Genomic DNA, 22,890 nt, shown 5'->3' with positions numbered 1-22,890 from the left:
CCCGCCATGAAAGAGAATGCGACAGTTCCATCCGGCAAAATCCACCAGCCCAGCCTGAGGCGCGTCGCCATCGATCCCATCTCGCGGGTCGAAGGGCACGGCAAGATCACGCTGATGCTCGATGCGGCGAATCACATCCATGAAGCGCGCCTGCACATCGTGGAATTCCGTGGTTTCGAAAAATTCATTCAGGGGCGTCCCTACTGGGAAATACCATTCTTAGTGCAACGCCTGTGCGGAATCTGCCCGGTAAGTCATCAATTGGCTGCAGCCAAGGCGGTGGATCAGTTGGTGGGCGTCGAGCGTCTCATGCCCACGGCAGAAAAACTGCGTCGTTTGCTGCATTTCGGTCAGATCCTGCAATCACACGCACTGCATTTTTTTCACCTGTCGTCGCCCGATCTGCTGTTCGGATTCGGCAGCGATCCGGCGAAACGCAACATCGTTGGCGTGCTGGACAAATATCCGGAACTCGGGCTGAAAGGTGTGAAGTTGCGCAAGTATGGACAGCAAATCATCGCAGCGATTGCCGGCAAGCGTATTCATGGTACGGCTACTGTGCCGGGCGGCATGAACAAGCCGCTTACCCTTGCCGAGCGCGACACCCTGCTGGTCGGTATCGATGACATTCTGATATGGTGCCAGGATGCGGTGGCGCTGAACGAGCAGATACATACCGCACACCCCGAGCACCACGGCTACGCTGCTATCCGTAGCAACTTCCTGAGCATGATCGGCAGCAGCGGAGAATTGGAACTCTATCACGGTGGATTGCGCGCAAGTTTTCCAAGCGGTGCGAATATTTTCGATCAGTTCGATTATCGAGGGTATCAGCAGATCATACGGGAAGAAGTGCGGTCATGGAGTTACATGAAGTTCCCATATCTGGTTGAGTTGGGCAAGCAACAGGGTTGGTATCGCGTCGGCCCGCTGGCGCGGGTGAACAACTGTGATTTTATTTCCACCCCTTTGGCAGAAGCATCGCGCAAGCGTTTCAAGGAATTTGGTCATGGCGGTTTCGTGCATGACACGCTCGCCTATCACTGGGCGCGCATGATTGAAGCCTTGCATTGCGCCGAATCCATCAACCAGTTGCTGCGTGATCCGGAAATTACCGGCACTGATCTGGTAGCGGAAATGGGGGAAAAACGCAGCACTGGTATCGGTGTGATCGAGGCGCCGCGTGGTACGCTGTTCCATCACTATCAGATCGACGAACAGGGGTTGATAGAAAAGGCTAACCTGATCGTTTCGACCACAGGCAACAATCAGGCGATGAATGAATCGGTGCGTTCAGTTGCTAATCAATACCTCGAGGGTCACGAGATCACCGAAGGTTTGCTCAACCATCTGGAAGTCGCCGTGCGCGCCTATGACCCCTGTTTATCCTGCGCCACTCACGCGCTGGGCAAGATGCCGTTGCAGGTTGAATTGCTCGACGCGGAGGGTGTGTTGCTGGACTGGATGACCAAGGGCGGCAATGGCTCGATCGAAGGAATGTTCTGAACGCCATGATTAACATGCTGATTTTCGGATATGGCAATCCCGGGCGCGGAGACGATGCGCTTGGTCCTGAGTTGATTGGGCGAATCGCGAAATTACGGCTTGCCCATGTCGAGTGCCAGAATGACATGCAATTGCAGGTCGAGCATGTTACCGATCTGGCCGAGTGCGGGCAGGTATTGTTCATCGATGCCGATATTTCTTGTGCTGAGCCCTTCGACTTTTCTGAAATTGGCGCGGTGAAGGATGACAGTTACACCAGCCATGCGATGACCCCCACCGCCCTGTTGTACGCTTACCGACAGGTGTATCGAAAACAGGCGCCCCCTGCGTTTTTGCTGCGCATTCGAGGCTACGATTTTGAATTGGGCGAAAAATTAACCGAGAAGGCCTCTACCAATCTGGATGAGGCAATGAAGTTGGTGACCCAATTATGCACGACATCAGGCTGTCAGTCTGGCGGGGCTATTTGGTAATAGCATGGCAAAGAAGTAAGATTGGAACAACGAGGCCAAAAGAGGGGTCGGATATGTTTGAACTACGTATACATGGTCGAGGAGGTCAGGGCGTCGTGACGGCGGCAGAAATATTTTCGATTTCGGCCTTTGTCGAGGGACGCAATGCCCAAGCCTTTCCCAGTTTCGGTTCGGAGCGTATGGGTGCGCCGGTGGTGTCATTTTGTCGCATTGCAGACCGGGAGATTCGTCTGCGCGAACCGGTCATGGAACCGGATGCCCTCATCATCCAGGATATTACGCTGCTGCATCAGGTTGATGTATTTGACGGGCTGAAGAAGGATGGATATATCCTGCTCAACACGGGTCGCAGTTTCGAAGAGCTGGGATTAAGTGAACTGGCTGGCAGCAGTTCACCCGAACGGCTATGTACGTTATCGGCTACTGAAATCGCACTTAAGCATATCGGCCGTCCGATACCCAATGTGCCATTGATCGCTGGTTTTGCCGCACTCTCCGGGTTGGTACGCCTGGAGTCGGTGATCAAGGCCATTTCCGAAAAATTTTCCGGCAAGGTTGCGGATGGCAACATCGCCGCAGCTACTGAAGCCTACAACCGGATCAAAGCCCGTGCCTTGGAGGTTACCACAGATGCTTAAGCAAATCGAAGGTTCCCGCGCCGTAGCCGAAACTATTGCCATGTGCCGCCCCGAGGTGGTCTGTGCCTATCCCATCACGCCCCAGACACACATTGTCGAGGCGCTCGGGGAAATGGTAAAGAGCGGCAAATTGACCGGATGCGAGTTCATCAATGTGGAGAGTGAATTTGCCGCGATGTCGGTCTCGATCGGTGCATCCGCCACCGGTGCGCGCGCCTATACGGCCACCGCCAGCCAGGGCGTGCTATTCATGTCGGAGGCGATCTACAACGCATCCGGTCTCGGTCTGCCCATTGTGATGACAGTGGCAAACCGTGCCATCGGGGCACCGATCAATATTTTGAACGACTATTCTGATGCTATGTCACAGCGCGATTCCGGGTGGATGCAGTGGTTTGCAGAGACCAATCAGGAGGCGCTGGACCTGCACATTCAAGCTTTCAGACTGGCTGAGGAATTATCTCTACCGGTGATGGTGTGCATGGATGGTTTCATACTCACCCATGCCTACGAACAGGTGGACCTGCCGACGCAGCAACAGGTTGATGCCTATTTGCCGTCTTACGAACCTCGTCAGTCGCTGGATCCGCGTGAACCGGTTTCCATTGGTGCGATGGTCGGGCCGGAAGCTTTCATGGAAGTGCGCTACCTGGCTCATGCCAAGCATATGCAGGCACTGGAGCGTATTCCGCAACTGGCAGCCGAATTCAAACAGGTATTTGGGCGCGATACTGGTGGCCTAATGCACACCTATCGTGCCGAGGATGCCGAGACCATCGTGGTGTCGATGGGCTCGGTTTTGGGTACCATCAAGGATACCGTCGACGAGATGCGCGATGACGGTCACCAAATCGGCGTATTGGGGATCACCAGTTTTCGCCCCTTTCCACTGCACTCGGTGCGCGCTGCGTTGCACAAGGCTCGACGTGTGGTGGTGCTGGAAAAGAGTTTGGCAGTGGGCATCGGTGGGATACTCTCCACCGACGTACGCATAGCCATGTCCGGGCTGAACGTGCCGAACTACACTGTGGTGGCCGGGTTGGGTGGTCGTGCGATCACGCGCAAGTCCTTGCACAATTTGTTCCGCAAAGTGGAACAGGGCTTGTTGGAACCGCTGACCTTTCTGGACCTGGATTGGAATGTGGTCAATAAGCAGTTGGCGCGGGAACGCAGTGTGCGCCGTTCCGGACCTGTGGCGGAAAATATTCTGCGCGATATCGGCACCGTTGCATCCAAAATCCCATGAGGAGATAACATGCCATTCCAACCTGTCAAATTTTACCAGACCGGTACTTTCACCGTCGGCAACCGCTTGCTGAAACCCGAAGACCGTAGCGTCCAGTCGCATCGGAATCGTAGCAACGCCATCAACTCGGGACACCGTGCCTGCCAGGGATGCGGGGAGGCTTTGGGCGCGCGCTATGCACTGGATGCGGCCATGGAGGCAACCAACTCGCAACTGATCGCGGCGAATGCCACTGGCTGTCTGGAAGTATTTACCACTCCCTATCCCGAAACATCATGGCAATTGCCTTGGATGCATTCCTTGTTTGGCAACACCGCAGCGGTGGCCACCGGCATTGCGGCAGCCTTGAAGGTCAAAGGGCGCAACGAAATTCGGGTGGTCGCGCAGGGTGGTGACGGTGGCACCACCGACATTGGATTTGGTTGCTTGTCTGGCATGTTTGAACGCAACGATGATGTGTTGTATATCTGCTACGACAATGAGGCATACATGAATACCGGTGTGCAACGTTCGTCTGCCACGCCTCCCGCAGCACGCACTGCAACCACGATGCCCGTGGGGCCGAATCCCGGCAATGTTTTCGGGCAGGGCAAGTTTGTTCCCGCGATCGCGATGGCGCACGAGATACCTTATGTAGCGACAGCTACAGTAGCCGATCTGCATGACCTCGAAGCCAAAGTGAAACGCGCAATGGAATTTCGCGGCGCGCGCTACATCCACATCCTCGTACCGTGTCCCCTGGGTTGGGGTATAGCTTCGCACGACACCATTCGCATCGCGCGACTGGCGCATGAAACCGGCTTGTTTCCGATATTTGAATCCGAGTATGGCTTGCAAGTCAGCACGTTGCCGATACGCAAGCAATTACCTGTCGAGGAATACCTGAAACCACAAAAACGCTTTGCCCATTTGTTCGGTACCAAACCCGAACTGGATGTCATCGCGCGCATACAGGAGCGCGCCGATCGCAACATCCGCAAATACGGGTTGGTGCAACAACAGGAGATATCATGATGGATAAACCATTTGCCATCACTCTGGATCCCGGTTCCTCGCTGGCCAATCACACTGGATCATGGCGCACCATGAAACCGGTTTATTTGGATCGGTTGCCTCCGTGCAACGCGGGGTGTCCCGCAGGAGAAAATATCCAGGGCTGGTTGTTTCATGCCGAATCGGGAGACTATGAACAAGCTTGGCGTGTGCTGACCTTGGACAATCCGCTGCCAGCGATCATGGGGCGAGTTTGTTATCACCCTTGCGAAGATGTATGCAATCGCGGTCATCTGGACAGTGCAGTCGGCATCAATTCGGTCGAACGCTTTCTCGGCGATGAAGCGATCAGGCACGGCTGGAAATTCCATAAGCCCGCCGCAACATCCGGCAAGAAAGTGCTGGTAGTGGGTGCTGGCCCATCCGGACTGTCTGCTGCCTACCATCTTGCGCGTCTCGGACACAGCGTGGAAATACACGAAGCTGGTCCGCTGTCCGGCGGCATGATGCGCTTTGGTATCCCAAAATATCGTCTGCCTCGCCAAGTGCTGGATGCCGAGGTAGCGCGTATACTCGATTTCGGTGTGATGCTCAAACTCAATACCAAAGTGATGAATATCGAGGACAGCATGCGCGCAGGTAATTTTGACGCGGCATTTCTCGCGGTTGGCGCACACATTGGCAAGCGTGCTTTCATTCCGGTAGGCGACGCGGCACATATCATGGATGCGGTTTCCGTGTTGCGCAGCATGGAAGGTGAGGACAAACCGATGCTGGGCCGCCGTGTGGTGGTTTATGGTGGAGGCAATACTGCAATCGATGTGGCACGCACCGCCAAGCGCTTGGGAGCGACTGAAACCATTATCGTCTATCGCCGTACCCGCGAGAAGATGCCTGCGCACGATTTCGAGGTGGAAGAAGCGCTGCAGGAAGGCGTGATGATCAAATGGCTTTCCACGATTATATCTGTGGGCGAGCATAACCTTGCCATTGAGAAAATGGTGCTGGACGAAAAAGGTTATCCGCAACCTACGGGAGAATTCGAAACCATGGAGGCGGATTCTCTGGTGCTGGCGCTCGGGCAGGATGTCGATCTGTCTCTACTGCAAAGTGTGGCTGGCCTAGAGATTAAGGATGGCACAGTTCAGATCGGCAGCAACATGATGACCGGGCATCCGGGAATTTTCGCTGGAGGCGACATGGTGCCATCGGAGCGCACCGTGACAACGGGGGTCGGGCATGGAAAAAAGGCCGCGCGTCACATTGACGCCTGGTTGCGCGACAGAACTTACGTGCCCGCTGCCAAACACGAGCCGGTGATTTTCAATATGCTCAACCCATGGTATTACTCCGATGCCCCTAAAATCATGCGCCCGGTGCTGGATGCTATACGCCGCCAGTCCGGTTTCGAGGAAGTGCAGGGCGGTCTAAACGAGAACAATGCCTTGTTCGAGGCGCGTCGCTGCCTATCCTGCGGCAACTGTTTCGAGTGCGATAACTGCTATGGTGTATGTCCCGACAATGCGGTGATCAAGCTGGGTCACGGCAAGCGTTTTCAGATCAACTATGACTATTGCAAGGGCTGCGGAATCTGTGTTGCCGAGTGCCCTTGCGGGGCGATCAAAATGGTTCCGGAGGATGCTCAATGATCTTCTTCGGACACCAGAGTTTGGTTCGACAATCCTGGCTCTCATGGCCGTCATCGGTGCGGGTTATGTTGGCTTTAAATGCGCGGAGACACGGAATTGAGATGAGAATCGCAGACGAAGAAGATCAGGTGTTAGTGATTGATGAGCAGATTATTCGGGTTTTTCAGTAAGTGGCTCGCAAACAGTACTTCCTGGGAAGAGTTTTTGGAATTCCGGTGGGCTTGGATTCATCCTGGTTTTTAATTTTTGGCCTGCTCACATGGATGCTGGCAGATGATTATTACCCCGCCGAATTTTTCAATTGGTCACCGGTAATGTATTGGGTCATGGCGGGAGTGACTGCCTTGTTCTATTTTGCGAGCATTCTTCTGCACGAAATCGGACATTCTGTCGTGGCCCTGTGGTACAAAATTCAGGTACGCAGCATCACGCTGTTCATGTTTGGCGGGGTCGCCCAGATAGAGGGAGAGTCACCCAATGCAGGCGCGGAGTTTTTGATAGCCGTCGCAGGCCCATTAGTGAGTTTTTTCCTGGCTTTCGTATGCAATGAACTTCTGCGCGTGTTTTCAGACAACCCCCCCTTGCTTGCCCTGTTCAAATATCTGGCCTACATCAATCTGGCCCTGGGGCTATTCAATCTCATTCCAGGATACCCTCTTGATGGTGGACGGGTATTTCGAGCCATGGTTTGGGCCATAACGGGAGATCTGCCACGGGCTACCTTCATTGCCGCAAAAGTTGGACAGGGATTTGCTTTTGTTTTCATATTGATTGGTTTCTGGAAAATATTCTCCGGAGACATTCCGGGAGGTTTGTGGATTATCTTCCTGGGCTGGTTTCTCAAGAACGCGGCGACAACCCATATTCCCTCATCTTAGGGCAGGTAGCCTTGTGCCCAAAAGTGCCGGTCAAGCGCTTTTCTGATTGCGGGAACTGGAAAATTGATCGACAATATATCATTAAAAAGTTCAGCCATTCATGATCAGGCTATAGATGTTCGGACAAGTTCAAAGCAAACCAATTCAAGGGAATTTAATGGGCTCAATGATCAGTTATAAAAGACCAGATGGTCAGACTGCCAGTGCTTATCTGGTCAAACCCAAGGGGTCTGAAAATGCCCCGGCAATCGTAGTTATTCAGGAGTGGTGGGGTCTGAATGATCAAATCAAATCTGTTGCTGATAGATTGGCAGGGGCAGGTTACCAAGCGTTAGTGCCTGATTTATATCGCGGCAAATTGGCTTTGGAAGAAAATGAAGCCAATCATTTAATGAATGGGCTTGATTTTGCTGATGCGGCCAGTCAGGATGTTCGCGGCGCGGTTCAATATTTGAAGAGTCTTGGAATCCAAAAAGTCGGCATCACTGGATTTTGTATGGGGGGGGCGTTAACTCTTCTTTCAAGTGTTTTTGTGCCGGAGTTGGATGCTGCGGTAATTTGGTATGGCTATCCACCCTTGGAATATGTTGATGCCACCAAGATTAGCGTACCCATCATGGGGCACTGGGCTACCCTTGACGATGTATTCACTATAGGTGGGGTTGATGCGTTAGAGAAAAAATTAACGGATTCTTCAGTCCCCTTTGAGTTTTTCCGCTACAACGCAAAGCATGCCTTTGCCAATGAAGAGGCTGACTCCAAAAATCTCGCCTATTTAAAGCACGATGCAAAATCTGCAGAACTTGCTTGGATAAGAACTATGGAGTTTTTGAAAAAGCATCTTTAAGAAGAATTTTCAACCGAGTTTGTGGTATCAGTAATTATTTGAAATTATTAGACCATTTTTATTTTTTGGAGGTCTTTGGACTGCTTGATGGTGCCCGGAGCCGGAATCGAACCGGCACAGCCGCAATGGCCGAGGGATTTTAAGTCCCTTGTGTCTACCAGTTTCACCATCCGGGCGACGCCGTATTCTAACAGATTACAGCGCGGAACTTGCGTGTGGCTGCGGCGCTGGATGACTTGACCCAGTGGCCAGAGAACAGGACCCTTTTTTATCCAGGTGGTCATAATGAGTCTAAATCCGGTTTTTGGACAATCTTCGGTTTCTCCACATCTTTCCCGTCTGGTGTTGGGTATGGGCTGTTTCTGGGGGGCAGAAAAGCGTCTGGCTTCGCTTCCGGGCGTGGTGCATACCGAGGTGGGATATGCGGGAGGAGAAACCGCCAATCCAACCTATCAAATGGTACTGAGGGAAGCCATCGAAGGAAAGAATCGGGTCCATGCCGAGGTGGTGGAAGTGGATTACGATTCCCGGATCATTTCCACTCGCCAGATTCTGATGGATTTTTTCGAGAATCATGACCCGACTCAGGGAAATCGCCAAGGAAACGATGAGGGTCCCAACTATCGGAGTGTCGTTTTTTACACCCATCCCGATCAACGAAATGAAGCGTTGTCCGTGATGAAAATCTATCAGTCCGCCCTGACTGCCGCAGGATATCCTGCCATGACAACCGAATTAGCTCCTTTAGAGCATTTTTACCGGGCGGAAGAATACCATCAACGCTATCTTCAGAAACATCCTGAGGGTTATTGTGGGTTGGGTGGAACCGGTGTGGTTTTTCCTGCCCAGCAACCGGAGAAATCACTGAGTCACTCAGTTCCTCTTCTCGATGGAAAATCCCTGGCAGCGACTCAATTGGTCGTCTTTGAGGGGGTAGATTGCGATTACTGTCGGCAGTTCGAGGCTCAGGTACTAAAACATTGGAAATCTGCCGTTCCAGTGACGCGGACTCCTTCTGCTCAAGCACCCGTGGGTTGGCATCTCAAAAGTGCCGTGTGGGCCAGTCCCACCAGCGTATTGTTCCAGAATGGCGAGGAAATCAGTCGTTTTACGGGATTCAATGGGGATCAACACGCATTCTGGAATTGGTTGGGCCATTGGACATTAACCCAAGAGCAACAGGCCATTGCCTTCAAAGGAGAAACAGAACCTGCATTTACAGGGTCATTCCTTGACAACCATGTTTCGGGTACCTATGTGGATCCTGTCACCGGTCAACCTTTGTTCCGGAGCGATGCCAAGTTTGGAAGCCATTCCGGATGGCCCAGTTTTTTTGCTCCAGTGTCCGGTGCCCTGATCATGCGTGAGGATGATAGCCATGGCATGCATCGTATCGAGGTGTTGAGTGCCAGTTCCGGGATTCACCTCGGTCATGTTTTTGACGATGGCCCCCCTCCCACAGGCAAGCGCTACTGCATCAACAGTGCGGTACTACGTTTCGTTCCTGATTAGTTTCTGGACCAGAGGATCCTTCTCTTGGTGAAAGAAGGACGCCCGTCATGCTGATAGCCGCCATTTCCATAAGTCGGACAGGGAAAGAAACTTGATCCGTGGACTGAAACGAACCCAGAATGGGGAGCAGGGGCAGAAAATGTTCCGGAGTGGGGACGGCCAGGTATCCTTCTGCAGGCCACCGATCCCATTCAAGTAAAGATTCATGGTCGTGCTTTCTGATGCATTCCACGACCCAGTCATCAAAACTTTTGGCCCAGGCGTGGGGAGGGGACATCTCTTCCCATAGTGCGGCCCCAAGATGATGAACAATATTGCCGCTTCCCAGCAGAAGAACCCCTTCTTTGCGCAAAGGGGCCAATCGTTTGCCCAGTTCGTAATGGAAGCCTGGAGACTGGCTCAGATCGAGTGCCACTTGAATCACGGGGATATCTGCATCTGGATATAGATGCAGAAGAAGAGACCAGGCCCCATGATCCAGTCCCCATTCGTGATCTGTGTGGACAGGCCAGGGGGATAAAAGAGTGCAGACTCGGTGGGCCAGTTGCGGACTGCCCGGACAGGGATATTGAATCTGATAGAGGGCGCGTGGGAAACCCCCGAAATCATGAATCGTACGGGGACGAGCCATGGCGGTGACGGCACAATGTTTGAGGCCCCAATGGGCAGAAAAGACCACAATCCCTTGTGGGCGGGGTAATTGACTGCCCAAAGTACACCATTGGTCGGTGACGGGATCGTGACCCAGGGCATGCATGGGATTGCCATGACCAAGAAAGAGAGCAGGATGCGTTAACTCAGTAGTTGGCATGATGTATCCTCCGTGAAAATAGCATGGAACAAAACTTTGAGTTGCATAATTCTTTTGACTGTATATAATTACAGTTACTTGCTTTGAACGGAGTGCTTCCCATGCAGGAACTTACACCACGTCAACAGGAAATTCTTCTTTGGATACGCCAGTATATGGTGGATCATGGTATTCCGCCAACACGCCTTGCGCTCTGTGCCGCCATGGGGTTTCGTTCACCCAATGCGGCGGAGTCGCATTTGCGGGCACTGGAACGTAAAGGGGCGATCGAACTGGTTCAGGGAGTTTCACGGGGGATCCGTTTGGTAGAAGGACCCAAGGAAGCCAGCGGGTTACCGCTCATCGGCAAGGTGGCGGCAGGACAACCCATACTGGCTCTTGCACATATCGAATCCTATGAGCCAATTGCGCCAGAGTTATTTCAGCCTGTGGCGCATTACCTGCTGCGCGTGCAGGGAGAAAGTATGCGCAATGCAGGTATTTTGGAAGGGGATCTGGTTGCGGTACATCATACCCTCATTGCCCAGAATGGACAGATCGTGGTAGCGCGATTAGAGGATGAAGTGACGATAAAAAGATTTTATCGTCAGGGCGAGCGGGTGGAATTGCGCCCGGAAAACCCTGACTATCCGGTCATTGAAGTGAACCTGAAAAAACATGCTCTGCATATCGAGGGAGTGATGGTTGGATTAATCCGTGCCTAGAGCGTACCGTTGATCAAGGAGAGAAATATCGTGTGGACCGTACTGGAAAACTTAGGATACCGTGCGAAACATGAACCCCGCGCGGAAAGTCGGGCAAGGGAAAAACATGTGAGGTTCCTGGAGGAATCAGGCGGTTTGCACCTGCTGCCAACGACGGGCAGTGTGACGGACCTGGAATCCTGCGTTTCTTTGATACAACGGTGTCTGGCACGGCATCAATGGGTTTTTTTGGTGGATTCTCCCTTCGATGAAGATATCCTGTTGCGTTTCTATCCTGTGTTGTCTGACAAGCGCGTGGTCAATATCCCCGTCAAGTCCTATGAAGCCAAACATTGGGCCCTGCTACAGGCGCTAAACCATCCTTTGGCCGGCGCTCTTTTATTTTGGCATTCTTTCCTGGATTCTTATGAAGAACAGAAATTGGACGGATTAGCGCAGAAAACCCAATGTTTTTGTGGGCAATTCGTTTCTGATGATCTGCCGCGGGCTTTACCCTCCCTGCCTTCGACGGGCCACCTCCATTCCCTGATGGGACCAATCCGGTCACCGACGCGGCAAAAACGCCCGTGAGTTTCCTCTGGTTGAAAGAGCCCTTACTCCAACTCTTGATTGCTCTCGGAATTTTGATGGGTTTTTTTCACCCTACCGCCTGGGCGGGAGCGGTGCATCGCATACACCTTCCGACGCTAGAGGTTCTGGGTGGACTGATGCTTCTGACGCAAGGAATTGAACAGAGCCGGATTTTGCCAAAGTTAGGGCGACATTTGCTGGATCGGGTTCATAGTGAACGATCCTTGGCACGGTGGTTGACCTGGGCTTCCATAATCCTTTCTACTTTTTTGACCAACGATATCGCACTTTTCGTTGTGGTTCCGCTTACCTTGGCTTTGCGACAACTGGCGCCAGTTTCCTGGCGTCGACTGATCATCTTCGAGGCATTGGGGGTCAATGTGGGATCCCTGTTGTCTCCCATCGGTAATCCCCAGAATATCTATCTCTGGCAATTAAGTCACTTATCCTTCCCGGGTTTTATTGAAATGATGGCTCCCTGGGGATTGGTTCTGCTGGCCGGACTGGCACTTCTGGTGGAGTTGGGCAGTTCACGACGCCCCATTGTCCTTCATCTCGAGGACCATGCTATTACCGTATTACGGGGGCTTTTTTGGATTAGTCTGGGACTTTATCTTCCTTTTCTGGGCTTGGTGGAAACCGGGCATTCCACTTGGGCATTAGCGCTGGCGCTCGGATTAGGGATTTTTCGTCCGCTCTTGTTGCGTTTCCTCGATTGGGGTTTGTTGGTGACATTTACGTTATTCTTCATCGATGTTGGGTTTCTGAGTTCTTTTTTCAATCCGCATCAATTGCCGGGCCTAGGTCAGGGTAAATCTCATATCATCCTGTTTTTATGGGGAATTTTATTGTCACAAGTGATGAGTAATGTACCTGCAACCCTTTTTATGGCACCAGAGACAGACTCTCTCAAATCCTTGGCCTATGGGGTTAATGCGGGAGGGTTCGGACTATTTGTCGGTTCCATGGCCAATCTGATCGCCTTGCGGATGGCAAGGGATCGTCAAATTTGGCGCGAATTTCATGTCCTGTCTTTCCCTTTTCTTTTGTTTGCTGTGGTGACAGGCATTCTGTTCCTTTGACATCCTCCCCGCCTTGAACGACGGGGCTTTTCGCGCAGGTCGGTAACGAGTCAAAAGACGAAGTGGTTGGTACCTTCATTCATGCTCATCCAGGCCCAAAAATTTTACCCAGATCTCGAAGGTCAGTACCCTTCCCGCATACTCGGCAGTGGCTTCCGGGAAATGGGCGACATGAACGGCGGTCAAAGCCGCCTTGTCCAGGATCCGGTTTCCACTCGTGATCAGCACACTTGCGCCAGAGGCCATACCATCCTTGTAATCAAAAGTTACCTTGGTTTGCCCAGACAAATGGGCAGCCCGCGCTGCCATGGGGAAAACCACGGCATTTTGCACCGCTGAGCGTACCTTGTCGGCAAAAGTGATGGAAATATCTGCAGGACGCAGATGTTGAGGCCGTACGGGAGTTGCCTCAGCCACTTTTTGGGGAGGGGTCACAGGTGCCGGAATCACGGGGGTGGGAACCACGGGGGGCGGCGCGGGCGCCGGGGTGGGCGTAGGAACCGGCGTGGGTTCCTGATGCGCCACCGTACGATGGACCACCGGCTTGGGAGGCGGTGGCTTGGGCGTGGGGGGGGGTGGCACCGTCTTGGGCGCTTCCGGAGCCTGGGTCAGTTGAATCAGGGTGACCGGAGGCTTTACCACCTTGTCCACTTCGTGATGGAGACCGTATAAGAAAGTCAGTATCATCAGGCCTTCGAGAAGAGAGGCCAGGATGAAGGCACGCAGAAGGTTCATCATCGGTTCTCCTTCTGGCGGGCAGCCAGACCGATCTGGGTAATCCCGGCCTGACGACAGGCATCCATCACCTTCATCATGGACTGGAGCGAGGTGGTTTTTTCGCCTGCAATGGTTACCACCACCTTGTCCGGATCCCCTTGTGCCTTGAGTCGCACCGTCAGAGCCTCGGCCGTCAACTTCTGACCCTCCACGGTAATATCCCCCTCGTCATCCACATTCACCAGCACCTTGGGGGGCTCCAGAGCCGTGGTGGTGGAACTCTTGGGCATTTTGGATGCTACACCGGTGGAGGGAATCATGTGTAACGTGATCATGATGAAAAACACCAACAGAAAAAACATGATGTCGATCATCGGGATGATCTCGATCCGGGCACGTTTCGTTTCAAAGTAATTCATAGCCATCACTCACCCTCCCTTCAAGCCACAGAGCGGGTGCGAACACCGGCCAACACTTTTTTCTGTTCTTCGTAGGACTCATGGTAATGGGGATAGAGACGATTGAGCAACATCATCTTGAGGGTTTCCATCTGGTGCATGATCACCCGTACCCGATTGTTCAACCCGTTCAAGGCCACCAATCCGAGGATGGCGATGAACAATCCACAGGCCGTGGCCAGCAGGGCTTCCGCCACGCCGCCGGTGACCTTGGTGGGTGAGTTAGACACGTCTCCCAGCACCTGAAAGGCATTGAACATGCCGATGATGGTTCCGAGCAGGCCCATCAGGGGGGCCAGGGTCACGATGGTGTCCAGCACCCACAGGAAGCGGTCCACATGGGGCGCTTCGCGCATGACGGATTCTTCCAGTTTGTCGGAAATACGGTCAAAATCATGCTCCAGGTTATGATGAAGCGCTGCTTCCAGGACCTTGGCGTGGGGCAAATCCGGATGCTGGACCACCAGGGCCTCGAAGGCTTCCTTCGATACCTTGTGCACCCCGGTCACTTCCTTGATCAGTTGGGTCCCCTGAGTCAGGACCCGCCACAGATACCAACCCCGTTCGATGATGACCGTCAGGGCCACCAGCAACAACAGAGCCATCAAATAGAGCATGCCGCCTGAACTTTGGGCTGCGGCTTGAATTCCTTGCATCGTCATGGTGTTGGCTCCTTATTATATGCTTGCACTGAAGTTGAGACTGAACATCCGTCCCGGCAGGGTCCAGAACAAGGCGTTTCCCCCTTGGGTTGCACCTGCGTAGGCAATCGTGTCTGTCCGGTTGAAGAGGTCATCCAGTTGGAATTCCATTTTTGCGTTCTTGGCCCAACCCAGGGAGCCCAGGTCATACCCTGCTGCCAGGTTGACCGTGGTGTAACTGCCGAAGTGTGTATCATTTCCGTTGATATCTGTTCCGCCCCAGCGCGACCCAATTTCCTTGGCTATGACAGACGCATTGGCTTTGTCGCGCCCATAGAGCATTCCCAGGGCCGCAGTGTTGGAAGGGGCGTTGAAAATCGGGAGAGCACTGGTGTAACTATTTCTTGAATAGTTGCCGTAGGCATTGAATCCTGAGCCAAGGTTATAGGTGGCTTCTCCTTCCACCCCCTGGTAATGTACTGCTCCAATATTCTGGATGGTAACCAGATTTCCTACTCCGCTTTGCTGTGACTGGTTATTGTTGGTGATGTAATAGACATCTGCGGAAGCCGTTAATTTGCTGCTCTTGAAAACCGTCCCTAACTGGTAATTCATGGTTTTTTCTGGGGCGAGGTACGACAGACCGGCCGAGGTGTTGGGTTGGATCGGCTGGTTCGGATTGTAGAACGATCCAAATAGCATGGGCGCCACGAACCCCTCCGCCGCTTGCCCATAGGCAGACCAGTTATCCGAAACATAGTAGTGTGCGTCCAGAGAGGGCAGCAGAGCCGCCCAGGTATGGGAGTAGGCAAAGGCACCCCCCACCGTGGTGTCAAAGGCTGAATTGTAGGTCCGGTTGAAATTGTTGAACTTCAGCCCCGAGGTAAAGGACCACTTGCTGGTGGGGCGCCAGACATATTCCATATAGGGCTGAATGGTGTTCATGGAACTGGTTTCCGCCTGATTGCCCCCATTGGCACTGCCCGGTATATTGACAATGGAACCGGTACCTCCGGTGGAAAGATCTACGTTATTGATCCATGACTGGCGCACCTGACGTTCAATCCACAGGCCGAAATTCAGGTCATCGTTCCCCATGGACCGGATTGCTCGCAGGATGTTTCCATAGGAAGTATAGGTAGTCATTCCGGTCAAACCTGCGATATTTTGATTTCCTGGGTTTACTCCGCCCAGCAGAATCCCCCCAGGGTATGCCCCTTGAACTGTGGCCGTTGTACCATTGGGGTTGTATCCATTCATGGCATCGTGGGTATAGGTCGTGGTATATACCTTGTTGTCGATTTTCCAGTCGCCAAAGCGGGTTTGCAGACCAATATAGTCGAAGTTTGTAGTGAAGTTATCGTTGTTATACCCAACGTAGGCACTGCTCAGGGGATTCTGGTTCAATCCGTAGTGAGAACCATATTGGGCTATCTGTGGTGCTGTGGCTCCTGGCGAATCATTCTGGTAGGTGTGATTTTGCATGGCCACCACGGTGATGGCGGTGTTTTCACCGAGGGGTTTGATGAACTTGGCAAAGATGTTGCCCCGCCGTTCATTGTCATTAGTCAAGGCACCATCGGTCTGGTAATGGTTGTAGTCGATGAAACCGCTGGCATCCCCGTAGTTCTGCATCACCCCCGTGTCATACTGAAACCCCACCAGGCGCGAGTTGAAACTGCCGATCTGGCTCCGTACCGTTGACGTCGGGTCCCCCAAAGGATCGTTGGAGCGAACCGCAATGGTCCCCCCATAGGTGGCATCTCCCACTGTGCTGGCCTGTCCTGGGCCCCGATCCACCGTCACTTCCCCCGTATCCTGAGCCAGGAAGTAACTGTTGACATGGTGTGTGAAGTTGGCACCATCGACAAAGGGAATTCCGTCAAAGGTGACATTGTATTGTCCATCGACGAAGGAGCGTAGGGTCAGGGCGGGGTTCTCATTGCCTCCGGGACCGTTGGGGCTATAGGCCCAGACCCCCGGTGCAATGGCCGCACTATCCACATAGGTGGAGGCCCCGGTTTGGGTATTCTCGATGTAGTTACGGTTGATGACGGATTGAGGTTCGGTGGCGGTCAGGGATCCCTGGGTGGGGGCGTTGGCCGAGGCCGACTCGGCGGGCGGGATGGCTTCGTTGCTGTTGCCTGCACCGCTGGATACCGAGCCCAGATCGTAAGCCCATAGGGTTCCCGGCAAGGCCGTTAGCATGGAGGCGTGAAACAGTCCGGAGATGAGCGGCTTCAGATGAAAATTCTTGTACATGGTGTATTCCTGTCAGTCATGTGAATGGGCGGGACATGCCGCTCTTGATTTGCAAATGATATTCATTATCATATAGCAAATAAGAATCATTATCAATAACTAACTAAAAAATCCGAAACACAAGGGATAACGAATAAGGTTAGATCGTGCGCAAGCCACGATCTGAACCTGGGGTTACCAAGTGAGGTGAAGGGTGGTTCCCAATGAAGAGGATGAGATGTGCAGAGTAATTCCCAATTGTTGGGCGCGGCGGTAGAGGTGCGGTAATCCACGTCCTGGTCGCGTGGTTACAGTATCAAAGCCCTCCCCGTCATCGCGGACTTCCAGATGATGAGCGCCTACACTGAAAAACACATGGCAGGCATGGCTGTGTTTGGCAATATTCGTGAAGATTTCCTGAACCATGCGCATCAATTGCAACGTGTTGGAGGTGCTGGGGAAAGGTAGCCTGGGTGAATCCTCCACTTGCCAATGCAAAACAGCTCCACTGGATTCCATGAGAGATTCCAGGCGTTCGCGCAGACTTCCCATCTGAGTCGCAAGATCCGTGGGGTCCCCATCCAGGGAATCGATCATGAGGCGCAAATCTTCCAGGGCAGAGCGCAAAGTCTGTTGAAGAGGCACTAATAGAGGCGGATGACGTTCAGCCTGAACCAGAGCACTTACCAGATAACCACCCAGTCCGTCGTGCAGATCGCGCATGATGCGCTCTCTTTCTCCAAATACAGCCTGACGCATCTCCAGGGTCTGGCGTTCCTGATAACTTTGCGCCAGAGTTCGGCTCTTTTCTGCCACCATGGAATTCAAGTCGCGATTCAAGGTTTCGAATAAAATCAGGGAACGGTCAAAGCGCAGGAGCAGGAGGAATGCAATGGCGATTCCCAGAATGGTGGAACCCCAATAAAAGATGAAGACCGGGATCTCATGCTGGGCATGGAGCATATAGGCCAAGTCATGATATCCCGTCAAGGCAGAAAACAGGATGGAAAAGAACAGAAGCCAGGTTTCGCTGGGCAGGCATTGATGGCGATACCGGTAAATGGTGAACAAAATGTACAGGGAAATCGCGCTATACCCCAGACCCAGCAGACCGAATCCGCGAAATAGATAGGACGGAGGGATCAGTAAGATCAGAAATGGGCCCACGATCGTATAAATCAGGAAAAACTTTTCGAGAGAAGTGCGCTGAACTTTGACGAAACGGTGAATCAGGAGCATGAGGCAATAGATGTAACACATGATGGCGGTCAGTTCCATCCATAACCATTGATGGTGGGTCAACCAAGGGACTTCCTGAATGAAGAAAACAGCTGTGTAGAGGGTACAGAATCCCCCACACAGAGCGAACATGAGGTAGAGGGTTTCATGACGTCGTCTCAACCAGATGATGAACAAAATGAAAGAAAGCAGCAGGAGCAGGGTGAAGGAGATGGTGGGGACAATGACCGCGCGAAAATACAGAGAATTGTAGGTGGGTTTCAATGCGGTGGCGGGACCTATCTGGAAGGTGCCCAGACCGGATTCCTCCTGGGCGTAGCCAAGGAGATTCAATGCGATCTGATTCTCTCCGGCGTGCAGGAGCAGTCCTGGAAAAACAAAAAATAGAGGGCGATAACTGTTGTGGCTGACGGGTTCGGTAAAGCTTCCTCCTGAGCCGACCAATTGTCCATTGATGAATACCCGGGCATTGACGCTTAAATGCGGAAGATAGATGGCCCAAAGGTCATCGGGTGAATGGTCGAGCGTGAGAGAAAACCGATACCAGCCGAAGCCCCCGCGGAAGGGATGACTCAGATCCCAGTTGTCCGGTAATTGGATGGGCGTCCAGCGGAATTGGGGCAAGGCGGGGGGAGTCTGGCTTTGATCAAAGATAAACTCCCCATGATCCAGTTGTTGCGACTCTGCTTTGGCGTCCGACAGCAGTAGACCCATGACGAAAAGGAAGCCCAAAAGAGGGCCCCAATAGAAGAGACTTGCGGATGGCTTTCTGGACATCTTTGTCGGGACCGGGTTATCTCCTGTTTTTGATGAGTCCCAGTTGTACCGCTTCCTGAGTGGCTTCAATATTCGAGTGCACAGAGAGTTTCTCATAAATCCGGCGTATATGGGTACCGACGGTATTGTTGCTGATGTTGAGCAGAGAGGCTATCTCGTTGCGTTTATACCCCTTGGTGATCAGATTGAGGATATCCTTTTCCCGTTCTGTCAGAGTTACCTGGGGAGTCGTAGGAGTGGATTTTTCCCATTCACCAAACTGACTGAGAAGGAAACGGGCGACCTTGGGGTTGATGGGACTTCCGCCGTCGATCAGCATGAGTAAATTATCGGCGATGGTGGTGAAGGAACTGTCTTTGAGAAGGTAGCCGCGCGCGCCCGCTTTGAGGGCATTCACCACATGCTGTTCATCACCGAAAACAGTCAGGACCAGGGTCTCCGTCAGACTCTGGCTGTCATGAATCTGACGAATTAGGTCGAGCCCCGAGCCATCGGGGAGTCCCAGATCGATCAGTGCGACGCGCGGGGGGTGTGCAAGAAAAGCTTCCTGTCCTGCGCGCAGTGATCCTGTGGCAGCAATGACTTGAAGTAGTGGGTGAGCGCTGATGGCCTCAACCAAACGCTCTCGGGTGATGGGTTCATCCTCGACGATCAGGACGGAATTGCGTTGGGTGGGCGGGATCATGACAGAAGTCCAAAGAGGGAAAATGCAGTTGGTAGAGGAAAAGCATAATGGCTCAATGACTTTCTGACCATCACCGGAACAGGTGATTCGAAAAATTTTGGTCAAACGGCCATGGGTGCCGTCAAGGAAGGATGATGCTGGTATGCTTCCAGTATGAAATCTTCAGGTTGGATCTGCTCCAGCCATTCAGGCGTGTACTGTCCCGTTTCGGCATAGGAAGGAATGCGTGGGGAAAGAGATAGACGAGGAGCGGGGTAGGGCGCTCGTTTCAGTTGGGTTTCCAGCATGGGCAGATGATTTTCATAAATATGTGCATCTCCAATGAAATAGGTGAACCAGCGTGGGCGATATCCGCTCAGATGGCCCATCAGAGTCAACAGGGCTGCGCCCTCAGCCAAATTGAAAGGTGCGCCTAATCCTAGGTCATTACTGCGGATATACAGACAAAGGGAGAGTTCACGGGTTTCGGGGTTGGCTAGAAACTGATAGAGCAGGTGGCATGGAGGGAGCGCCATTTCGTCCAGTTGCGCCCAGTTCCAGCCATGGAACAGGATACGGCGGCTGGTTGGATCGGACATGAGCGTATCAAGACAGGAGCGTAATTGATCGATAGCCTTGTAGAGTAGGAGGCGGGGATGACCCGCAGGATCGGATAGGGTACATAGAGGCTGGAAACCCTGAGCCTGGGCACGTTGAGTTTGAGCTTCATGTTGCGGATGGGTCAGGTCGATTTCCTTGTACGCAGGCCAGGCACGCCATTGAACGCCATAAAGAGGGCCCAGATCATCCACCCCCAGGCGGAAAGGGTTATTGAGCCAGAGGGCATTGTCATTGGCATTCTGGTCCCATACCCGACATCCCAGGGAGCGAAAGTTTGCTGCATTGCGGTAGCCTCGTAAAAACCCCACCAATTCTCCCATGGCCGAACGGAAGGCCAGTTTGCGAGTGGTCAAGGCAGGGAATCCCTGAGTCAGGTCAAAACGCAACATGGCCCCCGGCAAACTCAAGGTGCGGATACCTGTACGGTTGGACTGCCAGGTTCCCTGGGCCAGAACGGTACGAATGAGGTCAAGATAAGACTGCACGATGGAACCTCTTGTCATGGATGTGCCCATGATACCATTGGCAATCATTCAGAATCCTGTGGTTGCCTGCCATGCCCCTGTCTCACGTTTCACCGACTGCTGATTTTTCCGTCCTCCCTGAATTGAATGGATTGACCAAAATTCCTCATTTTACGGTGGCCCCATGGACTCCGGTGGAGTGGGCGAAACAGGGCGTATTCCATGTTCTGGTCGTATTGCCTGCCGCGCCAGAGGATGGGGGGACTGGTCCGGGTCAGGAGACTTTGAATGCACTGCTTCAGCGGCGGGCCCAGTCAGAAGTTTGCGCGCATCGCAAAAACAAAAAGAAGGGATTTGAACCCCATGTGGCCATGTTGCCGGATGGAGTCCTTATCTCCTGGGTATGGTTGGCAGGAGCATCACAGAACTTTGAACGGCATACCCGGCTTCGGCGGGCTCTCCATCCCTTGCTCGAAGAGAAACCCACCCACCTAGCAGTTTGGTTCAGTGGTCAGGAATCCTCTTCCGAGCGGGAAGAGATACTCTATACCCTGACGCTCAATGGTCGATCTTTACCGACCGCACAACGGGACGCCTGGGGCGGGGTAAAAGCGTGGTTTTTGCTGGGCTCAACTCCCTCCCCTGATTTTTCTGAGCGTCCGGTTTCCCTGGCGCTTGCCAATACCCTGACGCGGGCCTTGACGGTTCTGCCTCCGAATCGGCTGACTCCGGCAAACTATCGCGAATTCCTTCGACAGTGGGCACTGGAAGAACATTGGGACTGGGAAGAATATGGGATGGAACGTTTGCAGACCTTGGGGGCAGGGGCATTTTTGGCAGTGGCACAAGGCAGTGCAGAAGCCGATGCGGCGATTGTTCATTTGGCATGGTCTCATCCCCAGGCAACCCATCGGGTAGCTCTGGTGGGGAAGGGGATCTGTTTTGATACCGGTGGTCTCAATCTTAAACCGGCACGTTACATGCAGGGCATGCATGGGGATATGAATGGTTCGGCTGTAGTCCTTGGGATCATGCAGGCCATCACCCGCCTGCAGTTGCCACTGGTGGTAGACGCCTGGTTGGCGATTGCCCAGAATTCCGTGGGTCCTCGGGCTTATCGCCAGAACGAAATCGTGACGACGTTGGAGGGAACTACCCTGGAAGTGGTTCATACCGATGCGGAAGGACGAATGGTTTTGGCGGATACCCTGACCTTGGCTGCACGACAGAAACCCGACTTGATCGTGGACTTTGCTACTTTAACCGGGAGTATGCATACCGCATTGGGAAGCCGGTACAGCGGGTTGTTCACCACGTCGGAGGTACTTGCCCGTCTGGCGGAAGAGGCGGGAAAGAGCAGTGGTGAGCGTGTATGGGTATTTCCTCAGGACGAAGACTATGATGAGGCATTGGAAAGTTCGGTGGCTGATCTCAAGCAGTGTACTTTGGAGGGGGAAGCCGACCACATTCTTGCTGCCCGCTTTTTATCGCGCTTCACGGCACAGTTGCCTTGGGTCCATGTGGATCTCTCCGCTTCGCTCCATCCTGAGGGGCTGGGTGCCGTGGCGACGGAAGTGACGGGCTTCGGGGTGCGCTGGGGGGTTGAATTTCTGGACAAGTGGATACAAAATCCTTTATAATCTCTAGGATTGAGTAGGGTGGTGTCTCTGCAGTGGGCCTCGGGCCCTTTTTTTATTTGTGTGATTTTAGGGAATAGGTTACCGAACGAACATGGATCTCGTGGGATTAGTGGAAAAAACCGTGACAGGGCTGGGCTATGAGTTTGTGGAACTCGAACGCGCAGGTCGAGGTTTGTTGCGTGTTTTCATCGATCATTCCAATGGGATTGGTGTAGAGGATTGTGCTACGGTCAGTCATCAATTGACCCGTCTGTTCGGTGTGGAAGAGGTACCCTATGAACGGCTCGAGGTATCCTCCCCCGGCTTGGACAGACCGTTGAATAAAACCGCCGATTTCGAACGGTTTTTAGGACGGGAAGCCAAAGTCAAACTGCGCATTCCTTATGCAGGTCAGAGAAATTTTTCGGGGCGTCTTGAAGCAGTGACTGAACAGACCCTTACCTTGGCAACCTCGGCAGGGTTGTTGGATATGGCGCGCGAGGATATCGAACGTGCCCGTCTCGTGCCGGAATTGTGAGT

22 protein-coding genes and 1 tRNA gene are annotated in these 22,890 nt (G+C 53.1%); 14 read left to right on the top strand and 9 right to left on the bottom strand.

Translation table 11 applies throughout. From position 1 onward, the window contains the following. The first annotated feature begins 6 nt into the window (after positions 1-6). The 8 genes from HO274_RS03430 to HO274_RS03395 all read left to right on the top strand — a co-directional run bounded on the left by HO274_RS03430 (position 7) and on the right by HO274_RS03395 (position 8,230). Positions 7-1,506, top strand: a complete 1,500-nt coding sequence (locus HO274_RS03430) for a Ni/Fe hydrogenase subunit alpha (protein ID WP_273121511.1) — start codon at positions 7-9, stop codon at positions 1,504-1,506. Positions 1,507-1,511: 5 nt separating this feature from the next. Beyond that, a complete protein-coding gene (locus tag HO274_RS03425) occupies positions 1,512-1,979 on the top strand; it encodes a hydrogenase maturation protease (RefSeq protein ID WP_273121509.1) in 468 nt (155 codons plus the stop codon). A 53-nt stretch (positions 1,980-2,032) separates the two neighbouring features. Continuing rightward, complete coding sequence (locus HO274_RS03420; protein ID WP_273121508.1) at positions 2,033-2,617, top strand: 2-oxoacid:acceptor oxidoreductase family protein; 585 nt, start codon at positions 2,033-2,035, stop codon at positions 2,615-2,617. Further along, positions 2,610-3,863 carry a hypothetical protein gene (porA, locus tag HO274_RS03415; protein ID WP_273121506.1) on the top strand — a complete coding sequence of 418 codons (1,254 nt, stop codon included), beginning with the start codon at positions 2,610-2,612 and terminating at the stop codon, positions 3,861-3,863. The genes HO274_RS03420 and porA overlap by 8 nt, the downstream gene beginning before the upstream one ends. A 9-nt stretch (positions 3,864-3,872) precedes the next feature. Further along, positions 3,873-4,877, top strand: coding sequence for a thiamine pyrophosphate-dependent enzyme (locus HO274_RS03410; protein WP_273121505.1), 1,005 nt, complete (start codon positions 3,873-3,875; stop codon positions 4,875-4,877). Next, the gene (locus HO274_RS03405) at positions 4,877-6,505 is read left to right on the top strand and encodes an NAD(P)-binding protein (protein WP_420537388.1); all 1,629 of its coding nucleotides are present in this window, start codon (positions 4,877-4,879) and stop codon (positions 6,503-6,505) included. The genes HO274_RS03410 and HO274_RS03405 overlap by 1 nt, the downstream gene beginning before the upstream one ends. A 170-nt stretch (positions 6,506-6,675) precedes the next feature. After that, positions 6,676-7,383 carry a site-2 protease family protein gene (locus tag HO274_RS03400; protein WP_051862640.1) on the top strand — a complete coding sequence of 236 codons (708 nt, stop codon included), beginning with the start codon at positions 6,676-6,678 and terminating at the stop codon, positions 7,381-7,383. Between the two features lie 115 nt (positions 7,384-7,498). Continuing rightward, positions 7,499-8,230 carry a dienelactone hydrolase family protein gene (locus HO274_RS03395; protein ID WP_197456517.1) on the top strand — a complete coding sequence of 244 codons (732 nt, stop codon included), beginning with the start codon at positions 7,499-7,501 and terminating at the stop codon, positions 8,228-8,230. A gap of 88 nt (positions 8,231-8,318) precedes the next feature. Here the strand turns inward: HO274_RS03395 and HO274_RS03390 are convergent. Then, a tRNA-Leu gene (locus HO274_RS03390) sits at positions 8,319-8,406 on the bottom strand. A gap of 109 nt (positions 8,407-8,515) precedes the next feature. Here HO274_RS03390 and msrA point away from each other — a divergent pair. Beyond that, the gene (msrA, locus tag HO274_RS03385; RefSeq protein WP_273121502.1) at positions 8,516-9,742 is read left to right on the top strand and encodes a peptide-methionine (S)-S-oxide reductase MsrA; all 1,227 of its coding nucleotides are present in this window, start codon (positions 8,516-8,518) and stop codon (positions 9,740-9,742) included. Here the strand turns inward: msrA and ygiD are convergent. After that, positions 9,708-10,553: a 4,5-DOPA-extradiol-dioxygenase gene (gene ygiD, locus HO274_RS03380; protein WP_082783443.1), complete on the bottom strand. Its 846-nt coding sequence runs from the start codon at positions 10,551-10,553 to the stop codon at positions 9,708-9,710. The two genes, msrA and ygiD, sit on opposite strands and share 35 nt — an antisense overlap. 101 nt (positions 10,554-10,654) lie before the next feature. Here ygiD and lexA point away from each other — a divergent pair, with 101 nt between their 5' ends. The 3 genes from lexA (at position 10,655) to HO274_RS03365 (ending at position 12,909) form a co-directional block, all read left to right on the top strand. Continuing rightward, on the top strand, positions 10,655-11,257 hold the full coding sequence (gene lexA / locus HO274_RS03375; protein WP_031598593.1) for a transcriptional repressor LexA: 603 nt from the start codon (positions 10,655-10,657) through the stop codon (positions 11,255-11,257). A gap of 108 nt (positions 11,258-11,365) precedes the next feature. Next, a complete protein-coding gene (locus HO274_RS03370; protein WP_150112471.1) occupies positions 11,366-11,827 on the top strand; it encodes a hypothetical protein in 462 nt (153 codons plus the stop codon). Further along, a complete protein-coding gene (locus tag HO274_RS03365; RefSeq protein ID WP_273121499.1) occupies positions 11,824-12,909 on the top strand; it encodes an SLC13 family permease in 1,086 nt (361 codons plus the stop codon). Before HO274_RS03370 ends, HO274_RS03365 begins: the two co-directional genes overlap by 4 nt. A gap of 75 nt (positions 12,910-12,984) precedes the next feature. Here HO274_RS03365 and HO274_RS03360 read toward each other — a convergent pair whose 3' ends face one another. From HO274_RS03360 to HO274_RS03330, 7 genes are all read right to left on the bottom strand, one after another. Further along, positions 12,985-13,647, bottom strand: a complete 663-nt coding sequence (locus tag HO274_RS03360) for an energy transducer TonB (RefSeq protein WP_273121497.1) — start codon at positions 13,645-13,647, stop codon at positions 12,985-12,987. Further along, positions 13,644-14,045 carry an ExbD/TolR family protein gene (locus tag HO274_RS03355; protein ID WP_420537387.1) on the bottom strand — a complete coding sequence of 134 codons (402 nt, stop codon included), beginning with the start codon at positions 14,043-14,045 and terminating at the stop codon, positions 13,644-13,646. The genes HO274_RS03360 and HO274_RS03355 overlap by 4 nt, the downstream gene beginning before the upstream one ends. 20 nt (positions 14,046-14,065) lie before the next feature. After that, on the bottom strand, positions 14,066-14,746 hold the full coding sequence (locus tag HO274_RS03350) for a MotA/TolQ/ExbB proton channel family protein (RefSeq protein WP_273121493.1): 681 nt from the start codon (positions 14,744-14,746) through the stop codon (positions 14,066-14,068). Positions 14,747-14,761: 15 nt separating this feature from the next. Continuing rightward, positions 14,762-16,987, bottom strand: coding sequence for a TonB-dependent receptor (locus HO274_RS03345; protein WP_273121491.1), 2,226 nt, complete (start codon positions 16,985-16,987; stop codon positions 14,762-14,764). 174 nt (positions 16,988-17,161) lie between these two features. Further along, positions 17,162-18,919 (bottom strand): sensor histidine kinase, encoded by a 1,758-nt coding sequence (locus tag HO274_RS03340; RefSeq protein ID WP_273121489.1) that lies wholly within the window; start codon positions 18,917-18,919, stop codon positions 17,162-17,164. A 79-nt stretch (positions 18,920-18,998) separates the two neighbouring features. Further along, the gene (locus tag HO274_RS03335) at positions 18,999-19,667 is read right to left on the bottom strand and encodes a response regulator (protein WP_031598181.1); all 669 of its coding nucleotides are present in this window, start codon (positions 19,665-19,667) and stop codon (positions 18,999-19,001) included. A gap of 101 nt (positions 19,668-19,768) precedes the next feature. Continuing rightward, positions 19,769-20,752, bottom strand: coding sequence for a thymidylate synthase (locus HO274_RS03330; protein WP_031598180.1), 984 nt, complete (start codon positions 20,750-20,752; stop codon positions 19,769-19,771). A gap of 71 nt (positions 20,753-20,823) precedes the next feature. Here HO274_RS03330 and HO274_RS03325 point away from each other — a divergent pair, with 71 nt between their 5' ends. Both HO274_RS03325 and rimP read left to right on the top strand, forming a co-directional pair. Continuing rightward, complete coding sequence (locus HO274_RS03325) at positions 20,824-22,371, top strand: M17 family metallopeptidase (RefSeq protein ID WP_082783176.1); 1,548 nt, start codon at positions 20,824-20,826, stop codon at positions 22,369-22,371. Positions 22,372-22,462: 91 nt separating this feature from the next. Further along, positions 22,463-22,888: a ribosome maturation factor RimP gene (gene rimP, locus HO274_RS03320; RefSeq protein ID WP_031598177.1), complete on the top strand. Its 426-nt coding sequence runs from the start codon at positions 22,463-22,465 to the stop codon at positions 22,886-22,888. The last annotated feature ends 2 nt before the right edge of the window (positions 22,889-22,890 follow it).

Source organism: Ferrovum myxofaciens, from assembly GCF_013181415.1.
In the GTDB taxonomy this organism is placed as follows: domain Bacteria; phylum Pseudomonadota; class Gammaproteobacteria; order Burkholderiales; family Ferrovaceae; genus Ferrovum; species Ferrovum myxofaciens.
Note: the sequence above shows the minus strand (reverse complement) of the source record. Positions and strands in the feature narration are given on the sequence as shown.

Bases quoted from the DNA above. Each gene is read 5' to 3' on its own strand.
- HO274_RS03430 (WP_273121511.1), top strand. From the start codon at position 7: ATGAAAGAGAATGCGACAGTTCCATCCGGCAAAATCCACCAGCCCAGC.
- HO274_RS03425 (WP_273121509.1), top strand. From the start codon at position 1,512: ATGATTAACATGCTGATTTTCGGATATGGCAATCCCGGGCGCGGAGAC.
- HO274_RS03420 (WP_273121508.1), top strand. From the start codon at position 2,033: ATGTTTGAACTACGTATACATGGTCGAGGAGGTCAGGGCGTCGTGACG.
- porA (WP_273121506.1), top strand. From the start codon at position 2,610: ATGCTTAAGCAAATCGAAGGTTCCCGCGCCGTAGCCGAAACTATTGCC.
- HO274_RS03410 (WP_273121505.1), top strand. From the start codon at position 3,873: ATGCCATTCCAACCTGTCAAATTTTACCAGACCGGTACTTTCACCGTC.
- HO274_RS03405 (WP_420537388.1), top strand. From the start codon at position 4,877: ATGGATAAACCATTTGCCATCACTCTGGATCCCGGTTCCTCGCTGGCC.
- HO274_RS03395 (WP_197456517.1), top strand. From the start codon at position 7,499: ATGTTCGGACAAGTTCAAAGCAAACCAATTCAAGGGAATTTAATGGGC.
- msrA (WP_273121502.1), top strand. From the start codon at position 8,516: ATGAGTCTAAATCCGGTTTTTGGACAATCTTCGGTTTCTCCACATCTT.
- ygiD (WP_082783443.1), bottom strand. From the start codon at position 10,553: ATGCCAACTACTGAGTTAACGCATCCTGCTCTCTTTCTTGGTCATGGC.
- lexA (WP_031598593.1), top strand. From the start codon at position 10,655: ATGCAGGAACTTACACCACGTCAACAGGAAATTCTTCTTTGGATACGC.
- HO274_RS03360 (WP_273121497.1), bottom strand. From the start codon at position 13,647: ATGATGAACCTTCTGCGTGCCTTCATCCTGGCCTCTCTTCTCGAAGGC.
- HO274_RS03355 (WP_420537387.1), bottom strand. From the start codon at position 14,045: ATGAATTACTTTGAAACGAAACGTGCCCGGATCGAGATCATCCCGATG.
- HO274_RS03350 (WP_273121493.1), bottom strand. From the start codon at position 14,746: ATGACGATGCAAGGAATTCAAGCCGCAGCCCAAAGTTCAGGCGGCATG.
- HO274_RS03345 (WP_273121491.1), bottom strand. From the start codon at position 16,987: ATGTACAAGAATTTTCATCTGAAGCCGCTCATCTCCGGACTGTTTCAC.
- HO274_RS03340 (WP_273121489.1), bottom strand. From the start codon at position 18,919: ATGGGTCTACTGCTGTCGGACGCCAAAGCAGAGTCGCAACAACTGGAT.
- HO274_RS03335 (WP_031598181.1), bottom strand. From the start codon at position 19,667: ATGATCCCGCCCACCCAACGCAATTCCGTCCTGATCGTCGAGGATGAA.
- HO274_RS03325 (WP_082783176.1), top strand. From the start codon at position 20,824: ATGCCCCTGTCTCACGTTTCACCGACTGCTGATTTTTCCGTCCTCCCT.
- rimP (WP_031598177.1), top strand. From the start codon at position 22,463: ATGGATCTCGTGGGATTAGTGGAAAAAACCGTGACAGGGCTGGGCTAT.